Origin of the sequence: Pseudomonas sp. SORT22, from assembly GCF_018417635.1 — a bacterium.
In the GTDB taxonomy this organism is placed as follows: domain Bacteria; phylum Pseudomonadota; class Gammaproteobacteria; order Pseudomonadales; family Pseudomonadaceae; genus Aquipseudomonas.
On sequence record NZ_CP071007.1, the window covers coordinates 855,324 to 877,400 of the forward strand.

Here is a 22,077-nt window from a genome sequence, read left to right on the forward strand (position 1 = left end):
CATGCGGGGGCGTTGTTGTTGCCACGGCTTACGAGGCCGTTACTGCTATGACCGAAGCTGACAAGTCGCACAAAATCGAATTCCCCTGCGCCGATTACCCGATCAAGGTCATCGGCGACACCGTGGTCAATTTCAAGGACACGGTGATCGAGATCCTCAAGAAGTACGCCACGGTCGACATGAGTACCCTGGCTGAACGTCAGAGCAAGGAAGGCAAGTACACCACGGTGCAACTGCACATCATCGCCACGGGTGAAGACCAGCTGCACGATATCAACAGCGCCCTGCGCGCGACCGGAATCGTGAAAATGGTGCTCTGATGCCCGCGTGTCTCGGCTTTCGCGACCTCGGCCTGCTGCCTTACGAGCCGGTGCTGGAGGCCATGCGTCGGTTTACCGACCAGCGTGGCCCGGGTACCGCGGATGAGGTATGGCTGGTTGAACACCCGGCGGTGTTCACCCAGGGCCAGGCCGGCAAGGCCGAGCATCTGCTGGTACCGGGTGACATCCCGGTGGTGCAGACCGATCGCGGCGGCCAGGTGACCTATCACGGCCCGGGTCAGCTGGTGGCGTACTTGCTGCTGGATGTACGCCGCCTGGGTTTTGGCGTGCGCGATCTGGTCAGCCGCATCGAGCGCTGCCTGATCGAGTTGCTGGCCAGTTACAACGTCGAGGCGGCGGCCAAGGCCGATGCCCCAGGCGTTTATGTCGACGGGGCGAAGATCGCCTCGCTCGGCCTGCGGATTCGCAATGGCTGTTCGTTCCACGGCCTTGCCTTGAACGTGGACATGGACCTGGCGCCATTCCGCCGGATTAACCCCTGCGGGTATGCGGGGCTGGCCATGACCCAGCTGCGCGACCAGGCAGGCTCGATCGAACTCTCTGAGGTAAGGGCAAGGCTGCGCGGGCAGCTGGTCAAGCACCTCGACTATGCTGAGCAGACGACCCTTACGGGCGGAATCTTCTGAATATGACTACTGTTGTGCAAGAACCAGTGCAAAGCGTGACGCCAGCGCCTCGGCCGAAGGTCGAGGCGGGTGTCAAACTGCGTGGCGCGGAAAAAGTCGCGCGTATCCCGGTAAAGATCATCCCCACTGACGAGCTGCCAAAGAAGCCTGACTGGATTCGCGTGCGTATCCCGGTTTCGCCGGAAGTCGACCGCATCAAGCAACTGCTGCGCAAGCACAAGCTGCACAGCGTCTGCGAAGAAGCCTCCTGCCCGAACCTGGGCGAGTGCTTCTCGGGCGGCACCGCGACCTTCATGATCATGGGTGACATCTGCACCCGTCGCTGCCCGTTCTGCGACGTCGGCCATGGCCGGCCGAAGCCCTTGGACGTCGACGAGCCGAAGAACCTCGCCGTGGCCATTGCCGACCTGCGCCTGAAGTACGTGGTGATCACCTCGGTGGACCGCGACGACCTGCGCGACGGTGGTGCCCAGCATTTTGCCGACTGTATCCGTGAGATCCGCGCGCTGTCGCCGGGTGTGCAGCTCGAGACCCTGGTGCCGGACTACCGCGGGCGCATGGATGTAGCCCTGGCGATTACCGCCGAAACCCCGCCGGATGTGTTCAACCACAACCTCGAAACCGTACCGCGCCTGTACAAGGCCGCGCGTCCGGGTTCGGACTACCAGTGGTCGCTGACCTTGCTGCAGAAGTTCAAGGAACTGGTGCCGCACGTACCGACCAAGTCCGGGCTGATGCTGGGCCTTGGCGAAACCGATGAAGAAGTGATCGAAGTGATGCATCGCATGCGCGAGCACAACATCGACATGCTGACCCTCGGCCAGTACCTGCAGCCGTCGCGCAGCCACTTGCCGGTGCAGCGTTTCGTGCACCCGGACACCTTTGCCTGGTTCGCCGAAGAAGGTTACAAGATGGGCTTCAAGAACGTTGCTTCCGGTCCGCTGGTGCGTTCTTCGTACCATGCCGACCAGCAGGCGCATGAGGCCAAGATCAAGCTCTGATCGACAGCCTGGTTGTCTCGATGCCGATGTCTGCTGCAAAGCGACATCGGCATTTTTGTTTGCCGACCTGTCCACACAAGGAGTCGTCTGGATGAACCTACCTTTTACTCAAGAGGCTGGCGTGCTGGCGCATGCCTTGCCGTTACCGAGCGCCTTGCCCGCTGGCGGGCTGATCGCAATCATCGCCCCGGCAGGTCCCGCCCAGGTCGATACGCTCAAGGTCAACCAGTGGTTCGAGGCGCGCGGCTATCGCTGCCGGATCTACCCGGGAGTTACCGCCGCCGAGGGTTATCTGGCCGGTAGCGATGCGCAGCGCCTGCAAGACCTGCACAGTGCATTTGCCGCTAAGGATGTCGATGCCATCATCTGCCTGCGCGGTGGCTACGGCAGCATGCGCCTGCTGGAAAACATCGATTTCGACTTGCTGCGCCGGCATCCCAAGCCGTTGGTCGGCTACAGCGACATTACCGCGCTGCACACGGCGATTGCCCGTCATGCCGGGTTTGTGTCTTTCCATGGTGCCATGCTCAAGTCGGAGCTGCTGGGCAACAAGCAGGAGCCGACACTCTCTTCGCTGTTCGAGCAGCTGCGCGGCCAGCTGGGCGCCGGTGACCGTCTTGAGCACCCTCAGGCCTGGCCATTGACCACCATCCTGCCAGGCACTGCCAGCGGGCCTTTACTGGGGGGTAATCTGTCGTTGTTGTGCGCGACCCTGGGCACCCCGGCAGAACTCCACTGTGATGGCGGTATTCTGTTTATCGAAGACGTCAACGAGCCGCTGTACCGGGTCGACCGCCTGCTGACGCAATTGCGTCTGGCGGGCAAGCTCGAAGGGATTCGTGGCGTGCTGGTCGGGGATTTCGCCGGGATTGCACTAGAGGCGCTGGCGCCCTTGCTGCGCCAGTTCTTTGCACCGCTGCAGGTGCCGGTGCTGGCCGGCTGGCGCAGTGGTCATTGCGACCCGAACCTGACGTTGCCGATGGGGGCCAGGGTGTGCCTGGATGCCGATGGCAAGTGTTTACGACTGGAGCAGGATTTGTTTGAGCGCCATCGCGGGGCAGGCCAGAGTGACCTGCCCCGCGAGGTGCTTCAGCGCTGACGCAAGCTATCGAGCAGCTTGTGCGTCGGATAGCCATCAGCCGGCCAGCCCAGCGCCTGCTGGGCGCTGCGGATGGCCTTGCGGGTGTTGGCGCCGATGATGCCGTCGGCGGCGCCGGCGTCGTAGTTGCGGGCACTGAGCAGGGTCTGCAGCTCGACACGCTCGCTGCGGCTCAGTGGCAGGTCATCCTTGGGCCATGAGCCGGCAATGTAGCCCGAGCCATCGAAGCGCTGGCCGAGCAGGCCGACGGCCATGGCGTAGGACGACGAGTTGTTGTACTTGAGGATCGCGCGGAAGTTGTCCAGTACCAGGAATGCCGGGCCGCGATAACCGGCCGGCAACAGCAGGGCGGCGGACAGCTGCTCGCTGCCGGCTGGCAAACGTACGCCGGCGGGCAGTTTCAGGCCCATCTGCAGCCATTCCGATACCGGCTTGCGCTGGCTGCCATCGGCCAGCCAGTAGTCGAAGCCAGGCACCAGCAGCACCTCAAAACCCCAGGGTTCGCCGCGTTTCCAGCCGGAGCTCTGCAGGTAATGCGCAGTCGAGGCCAGGGCGTCAGCCGAGCTGTTCCAGATATCTCGGCGGCCGTCGCCGTCGAAGTCCACGGCATGGGTGTTGTAGGTGGTGGGGATGAACTGGGTCTGGCCCATGGCCCCGGCCCACGAGCCCTTCATGGCGTCGGGCTGGATATCACCGTTTTGCAGGATTTGCAGCGCCGCGATCAACTGCGCCTGGGCGAATGCCGGGCGGCGGCCTTCATAGGCCAGGGTGGCGAGAGAGCGGATAACCGATTTGTTGCCCTGGAACTGGCCAAAGTTGCTCTCCATTCCCCACACCGACACCAGCACATTGCGGTCGACGCCGTAGCGTTGTTCGATCTGGCTCAGCAACTCGGCATGTTTTTCCAGCAGGCCTTTGCCGTTGCGTACCCGCAGTGGCGACAGCGCACCATCGAGGTACTCCCATACCGGCCGGGTAAACTCAGGCTGGCTGCGGTCGGCCTTGATCACGTCCATGTCGGGTGTGACACCGAGGAATGCGCGGTCGAAGGTGCTGGCATTGATACCCGCTTGCAGGGCTTGCTGGCGGAATCCCGCCTGCCATTGGGCGAAGCTTTGCAGCGGCTGGATCTCGCTGAGCGTGTCGACGGCAGGGGTGGGCAGGGTGACGACTGGAGCCGGTTGGGCAGGGGCCAGCGGCAGCGCATCGGCGGCGGTGGGTTTCTCCGCGCAGGCGACAAGCAGGATGAGGCTGGAGGCGGCAATCAGCTGGCGAGGTTGCCAGCGACGGGAAAGACAAAGGGGCATGCACAGGTCCAGGTATTTCAGGTCAGGTGCCGACCATACCATGCCTGCCGGATTCTTGCCTTTATGCGGCCAAAAAGTAAGAAGCCTCCCAATCTCTCGATTGGAAGGCTTCGCGGCGGTAGCTGCCTTTGCCTTTGCCGGCGCGTTCCTGGCGGCTGCGGAACAAGGGCTGGGCGACGATGGATTTGGCCTTGTTGGGCCCGGGCTTTGCGGGTTTTTTGCTCATGACAGGGAGTCCTGCAGGGTGGGTGTGGGGCGCAATATAGGTGTGAAGTTATCGCGGGGCAAGCCCGCTCCCACACAAATCGGTAGGAGCGGGCTTGCCCCGCGATACATTTCACTCCGCCGGCAAAGCCAGGCGCTGCCCCGCCATCAACAACGACAAGCGCGCCAGGCTGGTCCACGGCGAACCCTGGGCCTGGCCCTTGATCTGCGCATCGATGCGCTGGGCATCCTGCAGCAACTGGCTCCAGCGCTGCGCCGAATGGCGTTGCAGGGCTTTGCTCATCAGCGGCTTGCGCTTGTCCCAGACCGGCGGCCGGGCCTGGCTGAAGGCCTTGTCCAGCGGCACGCCCTGGCTGAACTGCTGAGCAAGCCCGGCCAGCAGGCGCAGTTCCCGGGCCAGGGCCCAGAGAATCACCGGTGGCTCGACCCCTTCGCCGCGCAAGCCCTCAAGCATGCGCAAAGCATGGGCTGCCTCGCCATTGAGGATCGCATCGACCAGGCCGAACACATCGAAACGGGCACTGTCGGCTACTGCCGCCTGGACCGTTTCAACCGTGATCTGATTGCCTTCGGCCAGCAGCTTGAGCTTCTCGATCTCCTGGGCTGCTGCCAGCAGGTTGCCTTCAACCCGGGCGGCGATCAGGTCAACCGCGTCGCGCTGGGCGCTCAGCCCGGCCTGGGACAGGCGCTGGCTGATCCATTGCGGCAACTGGTGGCTGTCTACCGGCCAAATCTGCACGAACTGGACGTGCTGGCCTTCGATCAGCGCCTTGCCCCACTTGGTCTTCTGCGCACTGCCATCGAGCTTGGGCAGGCTGATCAGCAGCAGGGTGTCTTCGGCAGGCTTGGCGCAGTACTCGATCAGTGCTGCCGCGCCCTTGTCGCCAGGCTTGCCGGAGGGCAGGCGCAGCTCGAGCAGGCGGCGCTGGGCGAACAGCGACAGGCTGGCCCCGGCCTGGAGCAGGGTGCCCCAGTCGAAGTTGGCGTCGGCGCTGAACACCTGGCGTTCATCGAAGCCTTGCTGGCGCGCCGCGGCACGCACGGCGTCGGCCGCTTCCTGGCACAGCAGCGGGTCATCGCCGCTGATCACGTAAACCGGCGCGAGGCTGCCTTGCAGGTGTTTGTTGAGCTGGGCGGGAGTGAGTTTCATGATGGCAGACGGGGCACCGAAGTGCCCCGTTCAGTCTCAGTTGCGCGGCAGTTGCAGCGGCGACTGCTGAGGCGTTTCGTCCTGGGCACGGCGGGCAGCTTCCAGGGCGTCGGCTTCGGCTTGCGCACGTTCGTCAGCCTTTTGTTGCAGGCCTTCAAGCTGGCTCGGGGTCAGCAGTTGCAGGCGTACGAGCATGTTCTGCACCAGGTCGCGGCGCATTTCCTTGCGGGTCTGGTTGGCTTCCTGGTCGGAACCGGTGATGTTGTTGCCGTCATGCACGTAGATCTTGCGCACTTCGAGCTTGTCGTTGAGCAGGTTGGTGTCGTTGTGACCTTCGATGCTGTAGCTCAGCACGGTGGTCAGTTCGTACTCGGCCGAGCGCCCGGAACCGGCGTAGGTTGCCGCACGCTGGGACTCTTGTTCGTTGGTCAGCACCAGCTTGTAAGGCGCGCCGGCGTGGACATTGACGCCGTTGCTTTGCAATGCCTGGCGCAACTGCAGCACGGTATCGCCGTAGGCGTTACGCGCGCTCAGGTCCAGTTCCTTGATCGCCAGTTCCGTGTTGCCGGTACCGCGCAGCTGGAAACCGCAGGCGCTGAGCATAACGGCCAGGCCCATTACCAGCAGATTGCGTTTGATCATGTTGTAGCTCCCTTGTGGGCCGATTCTGTGCGCCGGCCCGCGCTGTGGCGGGCCGGCTTTTCCTGTCAGTTGGCGACGATGTTGACCAGCTTGCCCGGTACCACGATGACCTTGCGGATGCTCAGGCCTTCGGTGAAGCGCAGCACGTTCTCGTTGCTGCGCGCGGCGGCTTCGACTTCTTCACGGCTGGCCGCGGCCGGCATTTCGATCTGGCCACGCAGCTTGCCGTTGACCTGGATGACCAGGACGATGCTGTCCTGGACCAGGGCGCTCTCGTCCAGTACCGGCCAGGCCGCATCGATCACTGCGTCCTGGTGGCCCAGGCGCTGCCACAGCTCGTGGCTGATGTGCGGGGTGATCGGTGCCAGCAGCAAGGTTACAGCTTCCAGGCCTTCCTGCAGCAGGGCGCGGTCCTGTTCGCTGGCTTGCGGGGCTTTCTCCAGTACGTTCATCACGGTCATCACCTGGGCGATGGCGGTGTTGAACTTGTGGTGCTGGCCGACATCGGTGCTGGCCTGCTTGATGGCTGCGTGGATGGCGCGGCGGATCACTTTTTGCCCGTCATCGAGGCTGGCGACATCCAGCTTGCCCGGCAGGCCCTGGGCCACGTGGGCCTGGGCCAGGCGCCAGACGCGGCGCAGGAAGCGGTTGGCACCTTCGACACCGGAGTCGGACCATTCCAGGCTCATGTCCGGCGGCGAGGCGAACATCATGAACAGGCGGCAGGTGTCGGCGCCGTAGGCTTCGATCATCGCCTGCGGGTCAACGCCGTTATTCTTGGACTTGGACATCTTCTCGGTGCCGCCTATCTCGACCGGCAGGCCGTCGGTTTTCAGCGTGGCGCCGATGATCTTGGCCTTGGCGTCGCGCTCGATCTCGACGTCGGCCGGGTTGAACCAGTCCTTGCCGCCGTTGCTGGCAACGCGGTAGTAGGTTTCGGCAACGACCATGCCCTGGGTCAGCAGGTTCTTGAACGGCTCGTTGGAGGTGACCAGGCCTTCGTCGCGCATCAGCTTGTGGAAGAAGCGCGCGTACAGCAGGTGCAGGATCGCGTGTTCGATACCGCCGATGTACTGGTCGACCGGCAGCCAGTGGTTGGCCGCTTTCGGGTCGACCATGCCGCCTTCGTAGTTAGGCGAGGCGTAGCGGGCGAAGTACCACGACGACTCGACGAAGGTGTCCATGGTGTCGGTTTCACGCTTGGCCGCGGTGCCGCATTTCGGGCAGCTGCACTCGTAGAACTCGGGCATGCGCGCCAGCGGCGAGCCGGCGCCATCGGGCACGACGTTTTCTGGCAGGATGACCGGCAGTTGCTCTTCCGGTACCGGCACATCGCCACAGGACGGGCAGTGGATAATCGGGATCGGGCAGCCCCAGTAGCGCTGGCGGCTGATGCCCCAGTCGCGCAGGCGGAACTGGGTGCGGGATTTGCCCAGCTCTTTCTTGATCAGCGCCACTTCGATGGCGTCGAACGCGCCGGCGAAGTCCAGGCCGTCGAATTCGCCGGAATTGATCAGCTGGCCGTGCTCGCCATAGGCGGCCAGCCACTCGTTGCCGACTTCATCGCCGGCACTGGTGCGCACCACGGCCTTCACTGGCAGGTTGTACTTGTGGGCGAACTCGAAATCGCGCTCGTCGTGTGCCGGTACCGCCATTACTGCGCCATCGCCGTAGTGCATCAGCACGTAGTTGGCGACCCACACCGGCAACTTCTCGCCGGTCAGCGGGTGCTCGACGAACAGCGAGGTGGCCAGGCCCTTTTTCTCCTGGGTGGCGATGTCGGCTTCAGCGACGCTGCCGCTCTTGCATTCATCGATGAAGGCTTGCAGCTCGGGGTTGCCCTGGGCGGCCTGGGTGGCCAGCGGGTGCTCGGCGGCAACGGCCACGTAGGTGGCGCCCATCAGGGTGTCCGGACGGGTGGTGAAGACTTTCAGCACCCCGGCGTGGCCGATGCTGGCCTGGTCGTAGGGGAACTGCACTTCCATGCCGCGGGACTTGCCGATCCAGTTGCGCTGCATGGTCTTGACCTGCTCAGGCCAGCCCGACAACTCGTCGAGGCTTTCCAGCAGCTCGTCGGCGTAGTCGGTGATCTTGAAGTAGTACATCGGGATTTCGCGCTTCTCGATCAGCGCGCCCGAACGCCAGCCGCGACCGTCGATGACCTGCTCGTTGGCGAGCACGGTCTGGTCGGCCGGGTCCCAGTTCACGGTACCGTTCTTGCGGTAGATCACGCCTTTTTCGAACAGGCGGGTGAACAGCCACTGTTCCCAGCGGTAGTAGTCCGGCTTGCAAGTGGTGACTTCACGCGACCAGTCGAATGCCAGGCCCAGGCTCTTGAGCTGGGTCTTCATGTAGTCGATGTTTTCGTAGGTCCACTTGGCCGGGGCGACGTTGTTCTTCATCGCGGCGTTTTCCGCCGGCATGCCGAAGGCGTCCCAGCCCATTGGCTGCAGGACGTTCTTGCCGAGCATGCGCTGGTAACGGGCGATCACGTCACCGATGGTGTAGTTGCGCACGTGGCCCATATGTAGCTTGCCGCTTGGGTACGGGAACATCGATAGGCAGTAGTACGTGTCCTTGCCTGGCTGTTCACTGACTTCAAAAGACTTTTGCTCATCCCAGTAAGACTGGGCGGCGGCTTCGATTTCGCGGGGCTGATAGAGTTCGTGCATGGCTACTTTGCGCTGAGAAATGGGAGACCTTATCCAGGCAGCGATCAAACCGCTGCATCGGCAATCCGGTGTCAAGTATGGTGAACGCCCTAGCATACATGACCCCTGTCCACCGAGGGAAACCCTGATTGCACCGCCTTTGGCGCGGCGGGCCGTTGGTCGCGGCGTCCGGCTGCTTTTGCGAGTAACGCTAAGCTCATGTGTGGGGGGAGATATATTTATCTTCAATGAGGTGAACGGATGGGAGAGTCGCAGCAACAAGTAACCAAACCGGAGCTTTACGAACGGCTGATCGATCGTCTGGGCCTGGCCCTCGAGGTCGCCAGAACCTCCGTTCGATTACGCGATGAAGTGCCTGCTGAATTGGAGTTGCGTGGTTTGAGCCGCGCTGAATTCGAAGTGATCAAGGCCTATCTGGAATCCCTTCCGGAGGGCGGGCATGGACGCGTCGGCGCATTGCCACACGTGGAGACGCCACCTGCGGCCAGAGTTGTCTGGCTCAAGGACAAGCGCTCCGCTACCACAGCGAAGTCCAGGACGCTGCATTTCAAGTAGCTGTTCGGGTTTTTCCGGCGCAAGGCGGAGTGCGCCACTGCAGCAAAAACTTCCCGGAGCGGCACCTGACTATTGTTGCCAGGTGCCGTTCCTCTTAGGCTGCGCACCTCCAAGGAGGTGTCCTGTGCCCATTCGCTATCTCATCAAACAAATGATCATGCCGCCCGGCATCCTGTTTCTTTTGCTGATTGCTGCCTGGTGGCTGCGCAAATCCTGGCCGCGGCTGTCGACCCTGTGCTTTGTCCTGGGCCTGGGCGGCTTGTGGCTGATGAGCCTGCCGATCGTGGTGGAGCAGGCTGCCCGGCAACTGGAAAGCGAGCCGGCACTGGCCCGCAGCCAGTGGGTGGGGCTTGCGCAACAGGCCGATGCCATCGTCATCCTCGGGGCCGGGCGCGAGCGCGGCGACCCTGCCTGGGACTCGCAGGACCAGCCCACGGGCGTGGCCATGGAGCGCATGCGTTACGCCGCGCAGCTGGCCAAGGCCTCGGGGTTGCCAGTATTGACCAGCGGCGGTCTGCATTACGGTACGCCGCCCAGCGAAGCACAGCTGATGGCCGACTCGTTGCAACGCGATCTGGGCGTGAGCGTACGCTGGAAGGAAGAACGCAGCCGTACCACCTGGGAAAACGCGCAGATGAGTGCCGAGTTGTTGCAGCCTCTGGGGATCAAGCGCGTAGTGGTGGTGACCCAGGCCTGGCACATGCAGCGTTCACGCTGGAGCTTCGAGCAGGCGGGGTTTGTCGTGGTGCCGGCACCGGTGGGCTTTCTGGGTCGTGACCATGCCCGGCCCTTCGGTGGCTGGCTGCCGGAAGGCAAGTCGTTGTGGCAGAGCGGCCAACTGCTCAATGAGGCAGTCGGCCTGCTCGGCTACAAGCTGTTCTACTAGACGGTCTTGGCGATCCGGCTGGCCAGCAGGGCCCAGCCCAGCAGCAGCGCGCAGAGAATCACCAATGGCCAGGAGCGCCACTGCAGGTACGGGGTGAGTTGCTGCATCGGCACCACTTCGCCATAGAGGATGCCACGCTCGAACTGCGGGATCTGTGCGGTGATGCGCCCGAACGGGTCGATCAGGCCGGTGACACCGTTGTTGGTGGCGCGGATCATCCAGCGGCCGGCTTCCAGGGCACGCATCTGCGCCATCTGCAGATGCTGCAGGGGGCCGATCGAGGTGCCGAACCAGGTGTCGTTGCTGATGGTCAGGAGGATATCGCTGCGGGCCGCCAGGCTTGCGGCAAACTCCGGATAAACCACTTCGTAGCAGATGTACGGCGCGATTTGATAGCCCTTGGCCTGCAACAGTGGCTGATCGGCCGGGCCACGGGCGAAGTCCGACATTGGCAGGTCAAAGAAGGCGATCAGGCCACGGAGCATGTCCTGCAGCGGCACGTACTCGCCAAATGGCACCAGTTTCTGCTTGAGGTAGGTGCCATCGCCTTCGCCGGTGACAGTGATGCCGTTGTAATAGCGGCGTTGCTCGTGCACCACTTCACGTACCGGAACCCCGGTGATCAAGGCGGTATTACGCTCGGCGGCGAAGTTGCCCATCATGTCCAGGTAGCCCTGGGCCTGGTCCTTGAGGATCGGCACCGCGGTTTCCGGCCACACCAGCAGGTCGACCGGCTTGGAGCTGAAGCTCATGTCGCGGTACAGGGCCAGTTGAGCATTGACGTGTTCGGGGTTCCACTTCATTTCCTGCTCGACGTTGCCTTGCAGCGCAGCAACGGTCAGCGGCTTGCCCGCCGGGCTGGTCCAGGCGTGGTTTTTCAGCGCCAGGCCGATGGCCCAGGGCGCCAGCAGCAAGACCACGGCCACCGCCAGAAACGACGTGCGCGCGCGCAGGCGTGGCAGGTTGCACAGCAGCGCCGCGCACAGCGCCAGGCAGAACGAGATCAGCCACATGCCGCCCAGCGGCGCCAGGCCCGACAGCGGGCCGTCGAGCTGGCTGTAACCGGAGTACAGCCAGGGGAAACCGGTAAGGAACCAGCCGCGGAACGCCTCCTGGCCGACCCATAAGGCGGCGAAGCACAGGGCATCGGCCAACGGCGCCTCGTTGCGCCGTAGCCAGCGCGCCCAGAGCCAGGCGGGCAGGGCGAAGAACCAGGCAATGGCGGCAAAGAACGCCAGCAACAGCCCGGTGGCCAGCAGCGGCGTGGCGCCGCCGTAGGTATTGATGCTGACGTAGATCCAGCTGGTGCCGGCGGCGTACAGGCCAAAGCCGAAGCACCAGCCGCGGCCCAGGGCCTGGCGCGGGCTGAGCTCGCGCAGGCCGAGGTAGAACAGGCCGGCCGCAAGCAATGCCAGCGGCCAGATGTCGAACGGCGCCAGGGCCAGGGTGGTGATTGCACCGGCCGCCACGGCCAGCAGGTTACCGGGCCAGCCGGGGCGGGTGATCCAGCGCATGGTTGTCCTTAACGGGTGATAGGGGTCAGACGCAGCAGGTGAATCCGGCGGCTGTCGGCGTTGAGAATACGGAAACGGTACGGGCCGATCTCGGTGGTCTCGTTACGCTTGGGCAGGTGGCCGAAGGCGCTCATCACCAGGCCGCCGACGGTGTCGAACTCGTCGTCGGAGAACTGGCTGTCGAAGAACTCGTTGAAGTTCTCGATCGGCGTCAGCGCCTTGATCAGGAAGTCGCCGCTGGGCAGTGGCTTGATGTAGCTGTCTTCCTCGACGTCATGCTCGTCTTCGATGTCGCCGACGATTTGCTCGAGGACGTCTTCGATGGTCACCAGGCCCGCCACGCCGCCGTACTCGTCGATGACGATGGCCATGTGGTTGTGGTTGGCGCGAAACTCGCGCAGCAGCACGTTCAGGCGCTTGGACTCGGGCACGAAGGTGGCCGGGCGCAGCAGGTCCTTGATGTTGAAGCTGTCGCCGTTCTCCTTGAGGATCAACGGCAGCAGGTCTTTGGCCAGCAGCACGCCGAGCACGTCATCGTGGCTTTCGCCGACCACCGGGTAGCGCGAGTGGGCGGCGTCGATCACCGCCGGCAGGAACTCACGCGGCGACTGGGTCGCCTTGATGCTCATCATCTGCGAGCGCGGCACCATGATGTCGCGCACCTGCAGGTCGGCGACCTGGATGGCGCCCTCGACAATGGTCAGCGCCTCGCTGTCGAGCAGCTTGTTCTGATGGGCTTCGCGCAGCAGCTCAAGCAGCTCCTGACGGTTTTTCGGCTCGTGGGCAAAAGCCTGGGTCAGTTTGCCCAGCCAGGACTTTTGCCCGTTGCTCGATCGATCTTCGCTCATGGCGGTTACTCGTGATCCTTTGCAGATATCAGTGTTGAATTGTCGTCGTGTTCGTCGTCGGCGTACGGGTCCGGATGACCCAGTTCAGCAAGCAACGTTCGTTCCAGTGCTTCCATTTCCTCGGCCTCATCGTCGTCGATGTGGTCGTAGCCCAGCAGGTGCAGGCAGCCATGGATGACCAGGTGCGCCCAGTGGGCCTCGAGCGCCTTGCCCTGTTCGACAGCCTCGCGTTCGACCACGGCGATGCAGATCACCAGGTCGCCGAGCAGCGGAATGTCGAGCAACTCGTCAGGCACATCGGCCGGGAACGACAGCACGTTGGTGGCGTAGTCTTTGTGCCGCCAGGTGTGATTCAGTTCGCGGCCTTCGGCTTCATCGACCAGACGGATGGTCATCTCCGAGTCGGCCGTGCGCTGGCGCAGGGCCAGCTCGCACCATTGGCGGAATTGATCTTCGGTCGGGTGGTTCGCATCGCTTGCCAGCTGCAGATCGAGCTCAAGCATCGCGGTGTTTGCCTTCGGTCGGGTTCTGCTGCTGGCTGTCGAAGCGCTCGTAGGCCTCGACAATGCGCTGCACCAACGGATGGCGGACCACGTCCTTGGGCTGGAAGTGCGTAAAGCTGATGCCCGGCACGCCCTTGAGCACCTCGATGACATGGGCCAGGCCCGACTTGGTGCCACGCGGCAGGTCGACCTGGGTGATGTCACCGGTGATCACCGCGGTGGAACCGAAACCAATGCGGGTGAGGAACATCTTCATCTGCTCGACCGTGGTGTTCTGGCTTTCGTCGAGGATGATGAAGCTGTTGTTCAGGGTGCGCCCGCGCATGTAGGCCAGCGGTGCGATCTCGATCACCTGGCGTTCGATCAGCTTGGCCACGTGTTCAAAGCCGAGCATCTCGTACAGCGCGTCATACAGCGGGCGCAGGTACGGGTCGATCTTCTGTGCCAGGTCGCCGGGCAGGAAGCCGAGTTTTTCACCCGCTTCGACCGCCGGACGCACCAGCAGGATGCGTCGCACCTGTTCACGCTCCAGGGCATCAACCGCGCAGGCCACGGCCAGGTAGGTCTTGCCGGTACCGGCCGGGCCGATGCCGAAGTTGATGTCGTTGCCGAGGATTTCCTTCACGTAGCGCTGCTGGTTCAGCCCGCGCGGACGAATCATGCCCTTGCGCGTGCGCAAGGAAACACTGACTTCGTTGACGGCCGGGTTCTCCAGCTCTTCGACGGCCGATTCCTGCAGGTACAGGTGGACCATTTCCGGCGACAGCTCGGTGGCCTTGGCCTCGCGATAGAGGCGGCGCAGCAGTTGCTCGGCAGAGGAGGTGTGCTTGGGTTCGCCGATCAGTTCGAACTGATTGCCGCGGTTGCGGATTTCGATGGCCAGGCGCTGTTCGATCAGGCGCAAATGCTCGTCGAACTGCCCGCACAGGTTGGCGAAGCGATGGGCCTCGAAAGGCTCGAGGATGAAACGAAGTGGTTCGATAGGTGCGTTCAAGGTCGTTTTTCAGCCGCCCAACGGCAAAGGATATGGTCTCAAGGATAACCCTAGCCGCTGCAGGGCGAAAGCGCTGAAACGATCAAGGGTCGCCGGGCCTGTAACCAGGCCCGGCAGGACAGCTCAGTGGGCCAGCGAGCCGAACAGCGAGTGTGGGCGCGCGTCGTCGATATGGATATCGACGAACTGGCCGATCAGCTTGGGATTGTCGCAGCGAAAGTTGACGATACGATTATTCTCGGTACGCCCCTGCAACTGGCCAGGATCGCGGCGCGAGTAGTCGGTGACCAGAATGCGCTGGACCGTACCGACCATTTGTCGGCTGATCTCGAAGCCCTGGGTGTCGAGGCGGTGCTGCAGGGCCTTGAGGCGCTCTTTTTTCAGTTCTTCCGGGGTTTCGTCCGGCAAGTCCGAGGCCGGGGTGCCCGGGCGCTGGCTGTAGACGAACGAGTAGGAAAAATCGAAACCGACGTCGGCCACCAGCTTCATGGTCTGCTCGAAGTCTTTCTCGGTTTCGCCGGGGAAGCCGACAATGAAGTCCGAGCTGATGCAGATGCCCGGTACCGCCGCCTTGAGCTTGCGCAGCTTGGACTTGTACTCGAGGACGGTGTGGTTGCGCTTCATCGCCGCCAGCACCCGGTCGGAGCCCGATTGCACCGGCAGGTGCAGGTGCTTGACCAGCTCCGGCACCTCGGCGTGGGCCTGGATCAGGCTGTCGGAAAATTCCAGCGGGTGCGAGGTGGTGTAGCGGATGCGCTCGATGCCATCGACGGCGGCGACCACGCGGATCAGCTCGGCAAGGTCGGCAAGGCGGCCGTCGTGGGTCTGGCCGCGGTAGCCGTTGACGTTCTGCCCCAGCAGGGTGACTTCACGCACGCCGTTCTCGGCCAGGTGGATGACCTCGGCCAGCACGTCGTCGAACGGCCGGCTGACTTCCTCGCCGCGGGTGTAGGGCACCACGCAGAAGGTGCAGTACTTGCTGCAGCCTTCCATCACTGAGACATAGGCGGTGGGGCCGTCGATGCGTGGCTCGGGCAGGTGGTCGAATTTTTCGATCTCCGGGAACGACACATCGACCTGCGGCAGGCGCGTGGTGCGTGCGGCGTCGATCATCTCCGGCAGGCGGTGCAGGGTCTGCGGGCCGAAGACCACGTCGACATAGGGCGCGCGCTTGCGGATCGACTCGCCTTCCTGGCTGGCCACGCAGCCGCCGACGGCGATGACCATGTCCGGTTTGAGGTCCTTGAGTTCACGCCAGCGGCCCAGCTGGGAGTACACCCGGTCCTGGGCACGCTCGCGGATCGAGCAGGTGTTGAGCAGGATGACGTCGGCGTCTTCGGCGCGGGCCGTGACTTCAAGGGCTTGATGTTCACCCAGCAGATCGACCATGCGCGAGCTGTCGTACTCGTTCATCTGGCAACCGTGGGTTTCGATGTAAAGCTTCTTGGCCATGGGAGATCATCTGGTAATTCGAAGAACCGCACATTATAAGGGGCCGGCGCCGTGGATCCTAGCGTTGTCGGCCCGGTGCCTATGTTATAGTTTGCGACTTCTTTACCACCCTTGATTGTCCCCGCCCAAAATGACCAAACGCGAAGCTCCGATCTACAAAGTGATCTTTCTCAACCAGGGCCAGGTGTACGAGATGTACGCCAAACAGATCTACCAAAGCGATCTGTGGGGCTTCCTTGAGGTCGAGGAGTTTGTCTTTGGCGAGCGCACCCAGGTGGTGGTCGACCCGAGCGAAGAAAAGCTCAAGGCCCAGTTCGAAGGCGTGGTGCGCAGCTTTGTGCCGATGCATTCGATCGTGCGTATCGACGAGGTGGAGCGTCTGGGCACGCCGAAGATCAGCGAAGCACGCGGTACTGGCAATGTAATGCCATTCCCGATGCCAATGCCGGAAAAGTAAGCGGGGATCAGGGCAGCGGCGAGAAGGGCGTGCGGCCTTCGGCGGTCTGCAGCTCCAGCAGGTACTTGCGGAAAATCTGCCCCAGCACCTGGGTGGCGACTTCCAGTTCATCGCGGGGCATCTTCGCAGACACCTCGTCGGCCATGTCCAGGGCATCTTCGGCGCCGTTGACCGCCGCCATCTTCAGCACGATGTAGGCCTGCACATTGTTGGCCGCCACACCTTCACCCTTGTAGAACATGCTGCCCAGGCGGTATTGCGCCTCGGCGTGGCCTTGCAGCGAGGCTTGCTCGAAGTAGCTCAGGGCCTGGTTGAGGTCGCGCGGGGTGTTGGTGCCCTCGTAGTAGAACTCACCCAACTCGTACTGGGCCTGGGCATCCCCGGACTTTGCCGCGTCCTGGCAGGCGGCGAGGGCTTGCGGCAGGTCTTCGGGCTGGGAATCGAGGGTGCAGCGGCCCGTTGCCGGAATCAGCAACGAGTTACCGCCTGCCGTGGCCAGCAGGGGCTGAAGAAGCAACAGGCAGCCCAGGGCGAGGGCGCGGCCGGTGCGGTTCATGGGGATCGACATACCTCTGCAAAGCTGCGGCCAAAGTGTCTGGTGGCACATTATGGGATAAGCAGCGCCTACCTTACAAAGTCTTTACTCGATTTTCTGCTTTGCAAGGCCCCATCGCGGGGCAATCGTGCGCCTGCAGGCGCACGATTGCCCCGCGATGGTCCACTGAATTACAGCTTGGCAAACGCCTTCTCAGCCGCATCCAGGGTGATCTGCAGCTCGGTGTCACCGTGGGCGATCGAGGTAAAGCCGGCTTCGAAGGCGCTTGGCGCGAGGTACACGCCACCTTCGAGCATCAGGTGGAAGAAGCGCTTGAAGCGCTCGGCATCGCTGGCCATGACGTCATCGAAAGTAACGATATCGTCGGCGCCACTGAAGTACAGGCCGAACATGCCACCGGCCTGGGTGGTGACGAACGGGATGCCAGCAGCATCGGCGCGCTGTTGCAGGCCATCGAGCAGGCGGCTGGTGAAGGCGCTCAGCTCGTCATGAAAGCCCGGGCGGCTGATCAGCTTGAGGGTGGTCAGGCCGGCGGCCATGGCCAGCGGGTTGCCCGACAGGGTGCCGGCCTGGTAGACCGGACCCAGCGGCGCGATCTGTTCCATGATCTTGCGCTTGCCGCCGAAGCAACCGACCGGCATGCCGCCGCCGACGATCTTGCCGAAGGTCGACAGGTCCGGAGTAACACCATAGTGCGCCTGGGCGCCACCCAGGGCGACGCGAAAACCGGTCATCACTTCGTCAAAAATCAACACCACGCCATGCTTGTCACACAGCGTACGCAGGCCTTCGAGGAAGCCCGGCGCCGGTGGCACGCAGTTCATGTTGCCGGCTACCGGCTCGACGATGATGCAGGCGACCTCCTGGCCGACTTCGGCGAGCATCTTCTCGACCGCGTCGATGTCGTTGAACGGCAGGGTCAGGGTGTGTTTGGCGAAGGCTGCCGGCACGCCGGCGGAGCTTGGCACGCCCTGGGTCAACAGGCCGGAACCAGCTTTGACCAGCAGGCTGTCGGAGTGGCCGTGGTAGCAGCCTTCGAACTTGATGATGCTGTCGCGGCCGGTGTAACCACGGGCCAGACGGATGGCGCTCATGGTCGCTTCGGTGCCGGAGCTGACCATGCGGACCATTTCCATCGAGGGCACGATCGAGCAGACCAGATCGGCCATTTCGGTTTCCATGGCGGTTGGCGCGCCATAAGACAAACCGTGTTCCAGCTGCTTGCGCACCGAGTCGAGCACGTCCGGGTGGCTGTGGCCAAGGATCATCGGGCCCCAGGAACCAACGTAGTCGACGTAGCGTTTGTCATCTTCATCGGTGACATAGGCGCCAGCGGCATGCTTGAAGAACAGTGGCGTGCCGCCAACGCTCTTGAACGCCCGCACCGGCGAGTTGACGCCACCGGGGATGTGTTTCTGGGCGTTGGCAAACAGGGTTTCGGAACGAGACATGATGGGCTCTCTCAATCAGGCAGATGCGAACAGGGCGTTGAAGGCGCGGGCACGGCGGGTGACTTCCTGCGTGCTGTCGGCGCCGAACAGGCCATGAATCACCGCCAGCAGGTCGGCGCCGTGGGCGACCAGCGGGGCGGCGTTGTCGAGGGTGATGCCGCCGATCACGCAGATCGGCAGCTTGATGCGGGTGCGCGCTTGTTCCAGCAAGGCGATGTCGGCGGCGGGCACGCCCGGCTTGGTCACCGAGTTGAAGAAGCGGCCAAAGGCGACGTAGCTGGCGCCTTCTCGGGCGGCCTGCTCGGCCAGGTCCAGTTGCGCGTGGCAGGTTGAACCAATGATTGCGTTGCGGCCGAGCAGGGTGCGCGCTGGCGTCAGCGGGCCATCGGTCTGGCCCAGGTGCACACCGACACCCAGGCGCGCGGCCAGCTCGGCATCGTCGTTGATGATCAGTTGGGTCTTGTAGCGTGCGCAAAGCTCGGCCAGGGCTTCGGCTTCGCGCAGCCGGTGGGACTCGTCCTGACTTTTGTCACGGTACTGCAGCAAGGTCACGCCGCCTTCAAGCGCCGCTTCGACATAGGGCAGGAACTTGCCGGCCAGCAACTGGCTGTCAGTGATGGCATACAGGCCGCGTAACTTCATGGTGTAGACCTCAAGCGAAGATCAGGAACAGAAATCCAGGGGCAGGCGGCGCGGCACGTACTGGCCTTTGCCCAGTTGCTCGGCGTCGCGCAGGGTTCGCCAGGTGTAGTCCAGGGCCGAACGCACCGCGCTTTGCAGTTGCTCGCCAAGGGCCAGGCGGCCGGCCAGGGCGCTGGCCAGGGTGCAGCCGGAACCGTGGTAACTGCCGGGCAGGCGCTGGCAGGTCCAGGTATGACGCTGGCCGTCGCGGCTGTACAGGCGGTTGTGGATTTCGTGTTCGTCACCGTGACCGCCGGTGATCAGCAGGTGTCTGACAAACGGCAGGAGTTTTTCGGCGCATTCATCGGCGCTGCCGTCGGGCAGCTCGGCCAGGATGCGCGCTTCGGGAAGGTTGGGGGTAGCAATGGTTGCCAGCGGCAGCAGGCGTTCGCGCATGGCGTAGCCGACTTCATCCTTGCCCAGGCGGCCACCGCCGCCAGCGCGCAGGACCGGGTCGCAGACCAGCGGCAGGTGCGGGTGGGCACTGAGCAGTTCGACCACGGTATCGACCATTTCGGTCGAGCCGAGCATGCCCAGCTTGACCGCCGCTACGGTCGAATCGGCAAGCACGGCATTGGCCTGGGCCAGTACCCACTCGCGGTCGAGGACACGGAAGTCAGTGACATTGACGGTATCCTGAACGGTCAGGGCGGTCACGGCCGGAGCGGCATGACAGCCTTGCGCAATCAGGGCTTCGATATCTGCCTGCAAGCCGGCACCGCCACTGGGGTCGTGGCCGGAGAGACAGAGGACAACGGGGCGGGAGCTGTAGGTATTCATGGTGCGCGAGCTTATCACCAAACGCTTTTGCTGGGTCCGCCCCGGCGCCGGGGATTTTTCAACGGGCGTTTGAACTGTACTTGTGAAATCGCTGAAAGTGGCGTTCTAGAGCCTTCGGCGTAAAGTTTTCAGTGGCATCTGGCAGGCTCGGAAAGCTATGCTAGAGTGCTCGAATAAACCGATAACGGTTACTGCCGGATTGCATCGCCTCAAACGGACAGGAGGCTACGCGACGCGACCGGGACAGGCCATGCTGGGGCTGTATGCGCTATTTGCTGATTGTTGTGCTGGGCTGGTTGCCGTTACTGGCCCCGGCGGTCGATTTCGACGACTCCACCCGCAGCTTGCCGCTGGGGCAAGTGATGCAAGTGTTCGAAGACCGCGATGGCAATGCCAGCATTGCGCAGGTCAGTGCGCCCTCGTTCGCCGAGCATTTTCGCCCGCACCGGGCCGAGGTCCTCAACGCCGGTTACTCCACCTCGGTGTTCTGGCTGAAAGTCCAGCTGCGCTACACCGCCTTGCCCTCGGCTGCGCCCCGCGCCTGGTTGCTGGAACTGGCCTACCCGCCGCTCGATCACCTGGAACTCTACCTGGCCGACGCCAGCGGCACCTTCCACCTGGCCCAGCGCACCGGCGACGCCTTGCCCTATGCCAGCCGGCAGATCAAACAGAACAACTACCTGTTCGAATTACCGTTCACCCCCGGCCAGACCACCACCGCTTATTTGCGCCTGCACAGCGAAGGTTCGGTGCAAGCGCCGCTGACCCTGTGGTCGGCCCAGGCTTACCTCGAAGCACAGCCCACCCGCTTGTACGTGTTGGGCCTGATCTACGGCGTATTGCTGGGGATGCTGGTGTACAACCTGTTCATCTACCTGAGCGTACGCGACACCAGTTACCTGTATTACATCCTCTACATCGCCTCGTTCGGCCTGTACCAGGTGTCGGTCAACGGCGCTGGCGTGGCGTATTTCTGGCCGGACAGTCCCTGGTGGGCGAACGCCGCCACGCCGATGTTCATCGGCGCGGCAGGTTTGTTCGGTTGCCAGTTTGCCCGCAGTTTCCTGCAATTGAGCAATCACAGCCGTGTCTTCGATGCAGTGCTCAAGGTGCTGATGGGCTGCGGCGCGCTGGTCATGCTGTTGTCGCTGACCAGCAGCTACGGTGTTGCCCTGCGCCTGGCCACCGCCTTGGCCCTGCTGTTTACCGTGTGCATTTTCGCCGCCGGGATTTTCGCCTGGCGCCGTGGTTTGCGCGTGGCCCGCTACTTCATCATCGCCTGGTCGGCATTCTTGCTCGGCGGCCTGGTCAACACCCTGATGGTGCTGGGTTACCTGCCGAACGTGTTCCTGACCATGTATGCCAGCCAGATCGGTTCGGCGCTGGAGGTCGGCCTGTTGTCCCTGGCCCTGGCCGACCGCATCAACAGCATGCGCGACGAGCAGGCCCGGACCCTGCGCGAAACCGGCCGTACCCTGGAACAGCTGAACATCGAGCTGGCCAACAGCAACCGTCTCAAGGACCAGTTCCTGGCTACCGTCACCCACGAACTGCGCACGCCGATGAACGGTGTGATCGGTTCGCTGGAACTGATGCAGACCATGTCGCTGGACGGCGAGCTGGCCCAGTACCAGCACACCGCAAGCTCCGCGGCCCAGGACATGATGGGCATGGTCGATGACATCCTCATCCTCACCGAACTGCAGGCCGGCCGCCTCAGCGCGCAAAATGCACCGTTCAGCCTGCGCTCGCTGCTGCAGGAAGTGCGTGCCGAATACGCCGCGCCGGCCATGGCCAAGGGCTTGTACCTGAGCCTGGATATCCCGGCGGAGCTGCCTGACGTACTGATCGGCGATCGACACAAGCTGGCCATGTGCCTGGGTTACCTGATGGACAACGGCATCAAATTCACCCACCAGGGTGGAGTCATGTTGCAGGCCCGCGGCACACGGCTGGGGCCGGACCTGTTGGGCCTGAGCATCAGTGTCAGCGACAGCGGCATCGGTTTTGACTGCCTGGACGAAGCCACGCTGTACCAGCGCTTCTTCCAGGTCGACGGTTCGATGACCCGTGAATACGGCGGCTTGGGCATTGGCCTGGCGATTTGCCGGCAGCTGGTCGAGTTGATCGGTGCACGCCTGCAGCACGAATCCAACCCGGGCCTGGGCAGCCGTTTCGAGCTGAACCTGAGCGTGCCCTTGAGCCCGCCCCAGGCGCAGTTGGGCATGCCTCGGCCAGGGTTAAACCACGGCTAGTTAGGCGTTTTTGTCACTTTGACAGGGGGGCAGGGCGTGATTCACTGAAAATTCAGTCACGCCAGGATCCAGGAGGCCCCTC

At 63.3% G+C, this 22,077-nt stretch carries 22 protein-coding genes; 8 read left to right on the forward strand and 14 right to left on the reverse strand.

The genetic code is table 11. The features are described 5' to 3' along the window. The first annotated feature begins 47 nt into the window (after positions 1-47). From JYG36_RS04065 to JYG36_RS04080, 4 genes are all read left to right on the forward strand, one after another. A complete protein-coding gene (locus JYG36_RS04065) occupies positions 48-320 on the forward strand; it encodes a DUF493 domain-containing protein (protein WP_045199865.1) in 273 nt (90 codons plus the stop codon). Further along, entirely contained in the window at positions 320-967 is a 648-nt protein-coding gene (gene lipB / locus JYG36_RS04070; protein WP_045199863.1) for a lipoyl(octanoyl) transferase LipB, read from the forward strand. The genes JYG36_RS04065 and lipB overlap by 1 nt, the downstream gene beginning before the upstream one ends. A gap of 2 nt (positions 968-969) precedes the next feature. Then, positions 970-1,968 carry a lipoyl synthase gene (lipA, locus tag JYG36_RS04075; protein WP_010222903.1) on the forward strand — a complete coding sequence of 333 codons (999 nt, stop codon included), beginning with the start codon at positions 970-972 and terminating at the stop codon, positions 1,966-1,968. Positions 1,969-2,059: 91 nt separating this feature from the next. Beyond that, complete coding sequence (locus tag JYG36_RS04080; protein WP_045199860.1) at positions 2,060-3,067, forward strand: S66 peptidase family protein; 1,008 nt, start codon at positions 2,060-2,062, stop codon at positions 3,065-3,067. Here JYG36_RS04080 and JYG36_RS04085 read toward each other — a convergent pair. The 5 genes from JYG36_RS04085 to leuS form a co-directional block, all read right to left on the reverse strand. Continuing rightward, positions 3,058-4,374, reverse strand: a complete 1,317-nt coding sequence (locus JYG36_RS04085) for a lytic murein transglycosylase (RefSeq protein ID WP_213603170.1) — start codon at positions 4,372-4,374, stop codon at positions 3,058-3,060. The genes JYG36_RS04080 and JYG36_RS04085 overlap by 10 nt on opposite strands. A 61-nt stretch (positions 4,375-4,435) precedes the next feature. After that, positions 4,436-4,600: an alternative ribosome rescue factor ArfA gene (arfA, locus tag JYG36_RS04090; RefSeq protein WP_045199858.1), complete on the reverse strand. Its 165-nt coding sequence runs from the start codon at positions 4,598-4,600 to the stop codon at positions 4,436-4,438. Positions 4,601-4,711: 111 nt separating this feature from the next. Then, positions 4,712-5,749 (reverse strand): DNA polymerase III subunit delta, encoded by a 1,038-nt coding sequence (gene holA, locus JYG36_RS04095; protein WP_045199856.1) that lies wholly within the window; start codon positions 5,747-5,749, stop codon positions 4,712-4,714. A 36-nt stretch (positions 5,750-5,785) separates the two neighbouring features. Next, complete coding sequence (locus JYG36_RS04100) at positions 5,786-6,391, reverse strand: LPS-assembly lipoprotein LptE (protein ID WP_045199854.1); 606 nt, start codon at positions 6,389-6,391, stop codon at positions 5,786-5,788. A gap of 65 nt (positions 6,392-6,456) precedes the next feature. Next, positions 6,457-9,063: a leucine--tRNA ligase gene (gene leuS / locus JYG36_RS04105; RefSeq protein WP_213603172.1), complete on the reverse strand. Its 2,607-nt coding sequence runs from the start codon at positions 9,061-9,063 to the stop codon at positions 6,457-6,459. A gap of 240 nt (positions 9,064-9,303) precedes the next feature. Between leuS and JYG36_RS04110 the strand changes: the two genes are divergently transcribed. Both JYG36_RS04110 and JYG36_RS04115 read left to right on the forward strand, forming a co-directional pair. Beyond that, complete coding sequence (locus JYG36_RS04110) at positions 9,304-9,618, forward strand: hypothetical protein (RefSeq protein WP_045199850.1); 315 nt, start codon at positions 9,304-9,306, stop codon at positions 9,616-9,618. Positions 9,619-9,742: 124 nt separating this feature from the next. Further along, on the forward strand, positions 9,743-10,504 hold the full coding sequence (locus tag JYG36_RS04115) for a YdcF family protein (RefSeq protein WP_213603174.1): 762 nt from the start codon (positions 9,743-9,745) through the stop codon (positions 10,502-10,504). Here the strand turns inward: JYG36_RS04115 and lnt are convergent. The 5 genes from lnt to miaB all read right to left on the reverse strand — a co-directional run bounded on the left by lnt (position 10,501) and on the right by miaB (position 15,815). Beyond that, positions 10,501-12,018 (reverse strand): apolipoprotein N-acyltransferase, encoded by a 1,518-nt coding sequence (gene lnt / locus JYG36_RS04120; RefSeq protein ID WP_045199845.1) that lies wholly within the window; start codon positions 12,016-12,018, stop codon positions 10,501-10,503. The genes JYG36_RS04115 and lnt overlap by 4 nt on opposite strands. A gap of 8 nt (positions 12,019-12,026) precedes the next feature. Next, positions 12,027-12,866 (reverse strand): CorC family transporter, encoded by an 840-nt coding sequence (locus tag JYG36_RS04125; RefSeq protein WP_010222913.1) that lies wholly within the window; start codon positions 12,864-12,866, stop codon positions 12,027-12,029. A gap of 5 nt (positions 12,867-12,871) precedes the next feature. Then, on the reverse strand, positions 12,872-13,369 hold the full coding sequence (gene ybeY / locus JYG36_RS04130) for an rRNA maturation RNase YbeY (RefSeq protein ID WP_045199843.1): 498 nt from the start codon (positions 13,367-13,369) through the stop codon (positions 12,872-12,874). Next, positions 13,362-14,363, reverse strand: coding sequence for a PhoH family protein (locus JYG36_RS04135; RefSeq protein WP_213603176.1), 1,002 nt, complete (start codon positions 14,361-14,363; stop codon positions 13,362-13,364). The genes ybeY and JYG36_RS04135 overlap by 8 nt, the downstream gene beginning before the upstream one ends. A 123-nt stretch (positions 14,364-14,486) precedes the next feature. Then, positions 14,487-15,815 (reverse strand): tRNA (N6-isopentenyl adenosine(37)-C2)-methylthiotransferase MiaB, encoded by a 1,329-nt coding sequence (gene miaB, locus JYG36_RS04140; RefSeq protein ID WP_045199840.1) that lies wholly within the window; start codon positions 15,813-15,815, stop codon positions 14,487-14,489. A gap of 130 nt (positions 15,816-15,945) precedes the next feature. Here miaB and JYG36_RS04145 point away from each other — a divergent pair, with 130 nt between their 5' ends. Then, positions 15,946-16,272, forward strand: coding sequence for a DUF1820 family protein (locus JYG36_RS04145; protein WP_010222917.1), 327 nt, complete (start codon positions 15,946-15,948; stop codon positions 16,270-16,272). A 7-nt stretch (positions 16,273-16,279) separates the two neighbouring features. Here the strand turns inward: JYG36_RS04145 and JYG36_RS04150 are convergent, their stop codons facing one another. From JYG36_RS04150 to JYG36_RS04165, 4 genes are all read right to left on the reverse strand, one after another. After that, entirely contained in the window at positions 16,280-16,828 is a 549-nt protein-coding gene (locus JYG36_RS04150) for a tetratricopeptide repeat protein (RefSeq protein WP_045199838.1), read from the reverse strand. 170 nt (positions 16,829-16,998) lie between these two features. Beyond that, positions 16,999-18,279 carry a glutamate-1-semialdehyde 2,1-aminomutase gene (hemL, locus tag JYG36_RS04155; protein ID WP_045199836.1) on the reverse strand — a complete coding sequence of 427 codons (1,281 nt, stop codon included), beginning with the start codon at positions 18,277-18,279 and terminating at the stop codon, positions 16,999-17,001. A 15-nt stretch (positions 18,280-18,294) separates the two neighbouring features. Further along, on the reverse strand, positions 18,295-18,921 hold the full coding sequence (gene thiE / locus JYG36_RS04160) for a thiamine phosphate synthase (protein WP_213603178.1): 627 nt from the start codon (positions 18,919-18,921) through the stop codon (positions 18,295-18,297). 21 nt (positions 18,922-18,942) lie between these two features. Continuing rightward, a complete protein-coding gene (locus tag JYG36_RS04165) occupies positions 18,943-19,740 on the reverse strand; it encodes a hydroxymethylpyrimidine/phosphomethylpyrimidine kinase (RefSeq protein WP_045199832.1) in 798 nt (265 codons plus the stop codon). Between the two features lie 263 nt (positions 19,741-20,003). Here JYG36_RS04165 and JYG36_RS04170 point away from each other — a divergent pair, with 263 nt between their 5' ends. Next, positions 20,004-21,995 carry a sensor histidine kinase gene (locus JYG36_RS04170; protein WP_045199830.1) on the forward strand — a complete coding sequence of 664 codons (1,992 nt, stop codon included), beginning with the start codon at positions 20,004-20,006 and terminating at the stop codon, positions 21,993-21,995. The last annotated feature ends 82 nt before the right edge of the window (positions 21,996-22,077 follow it).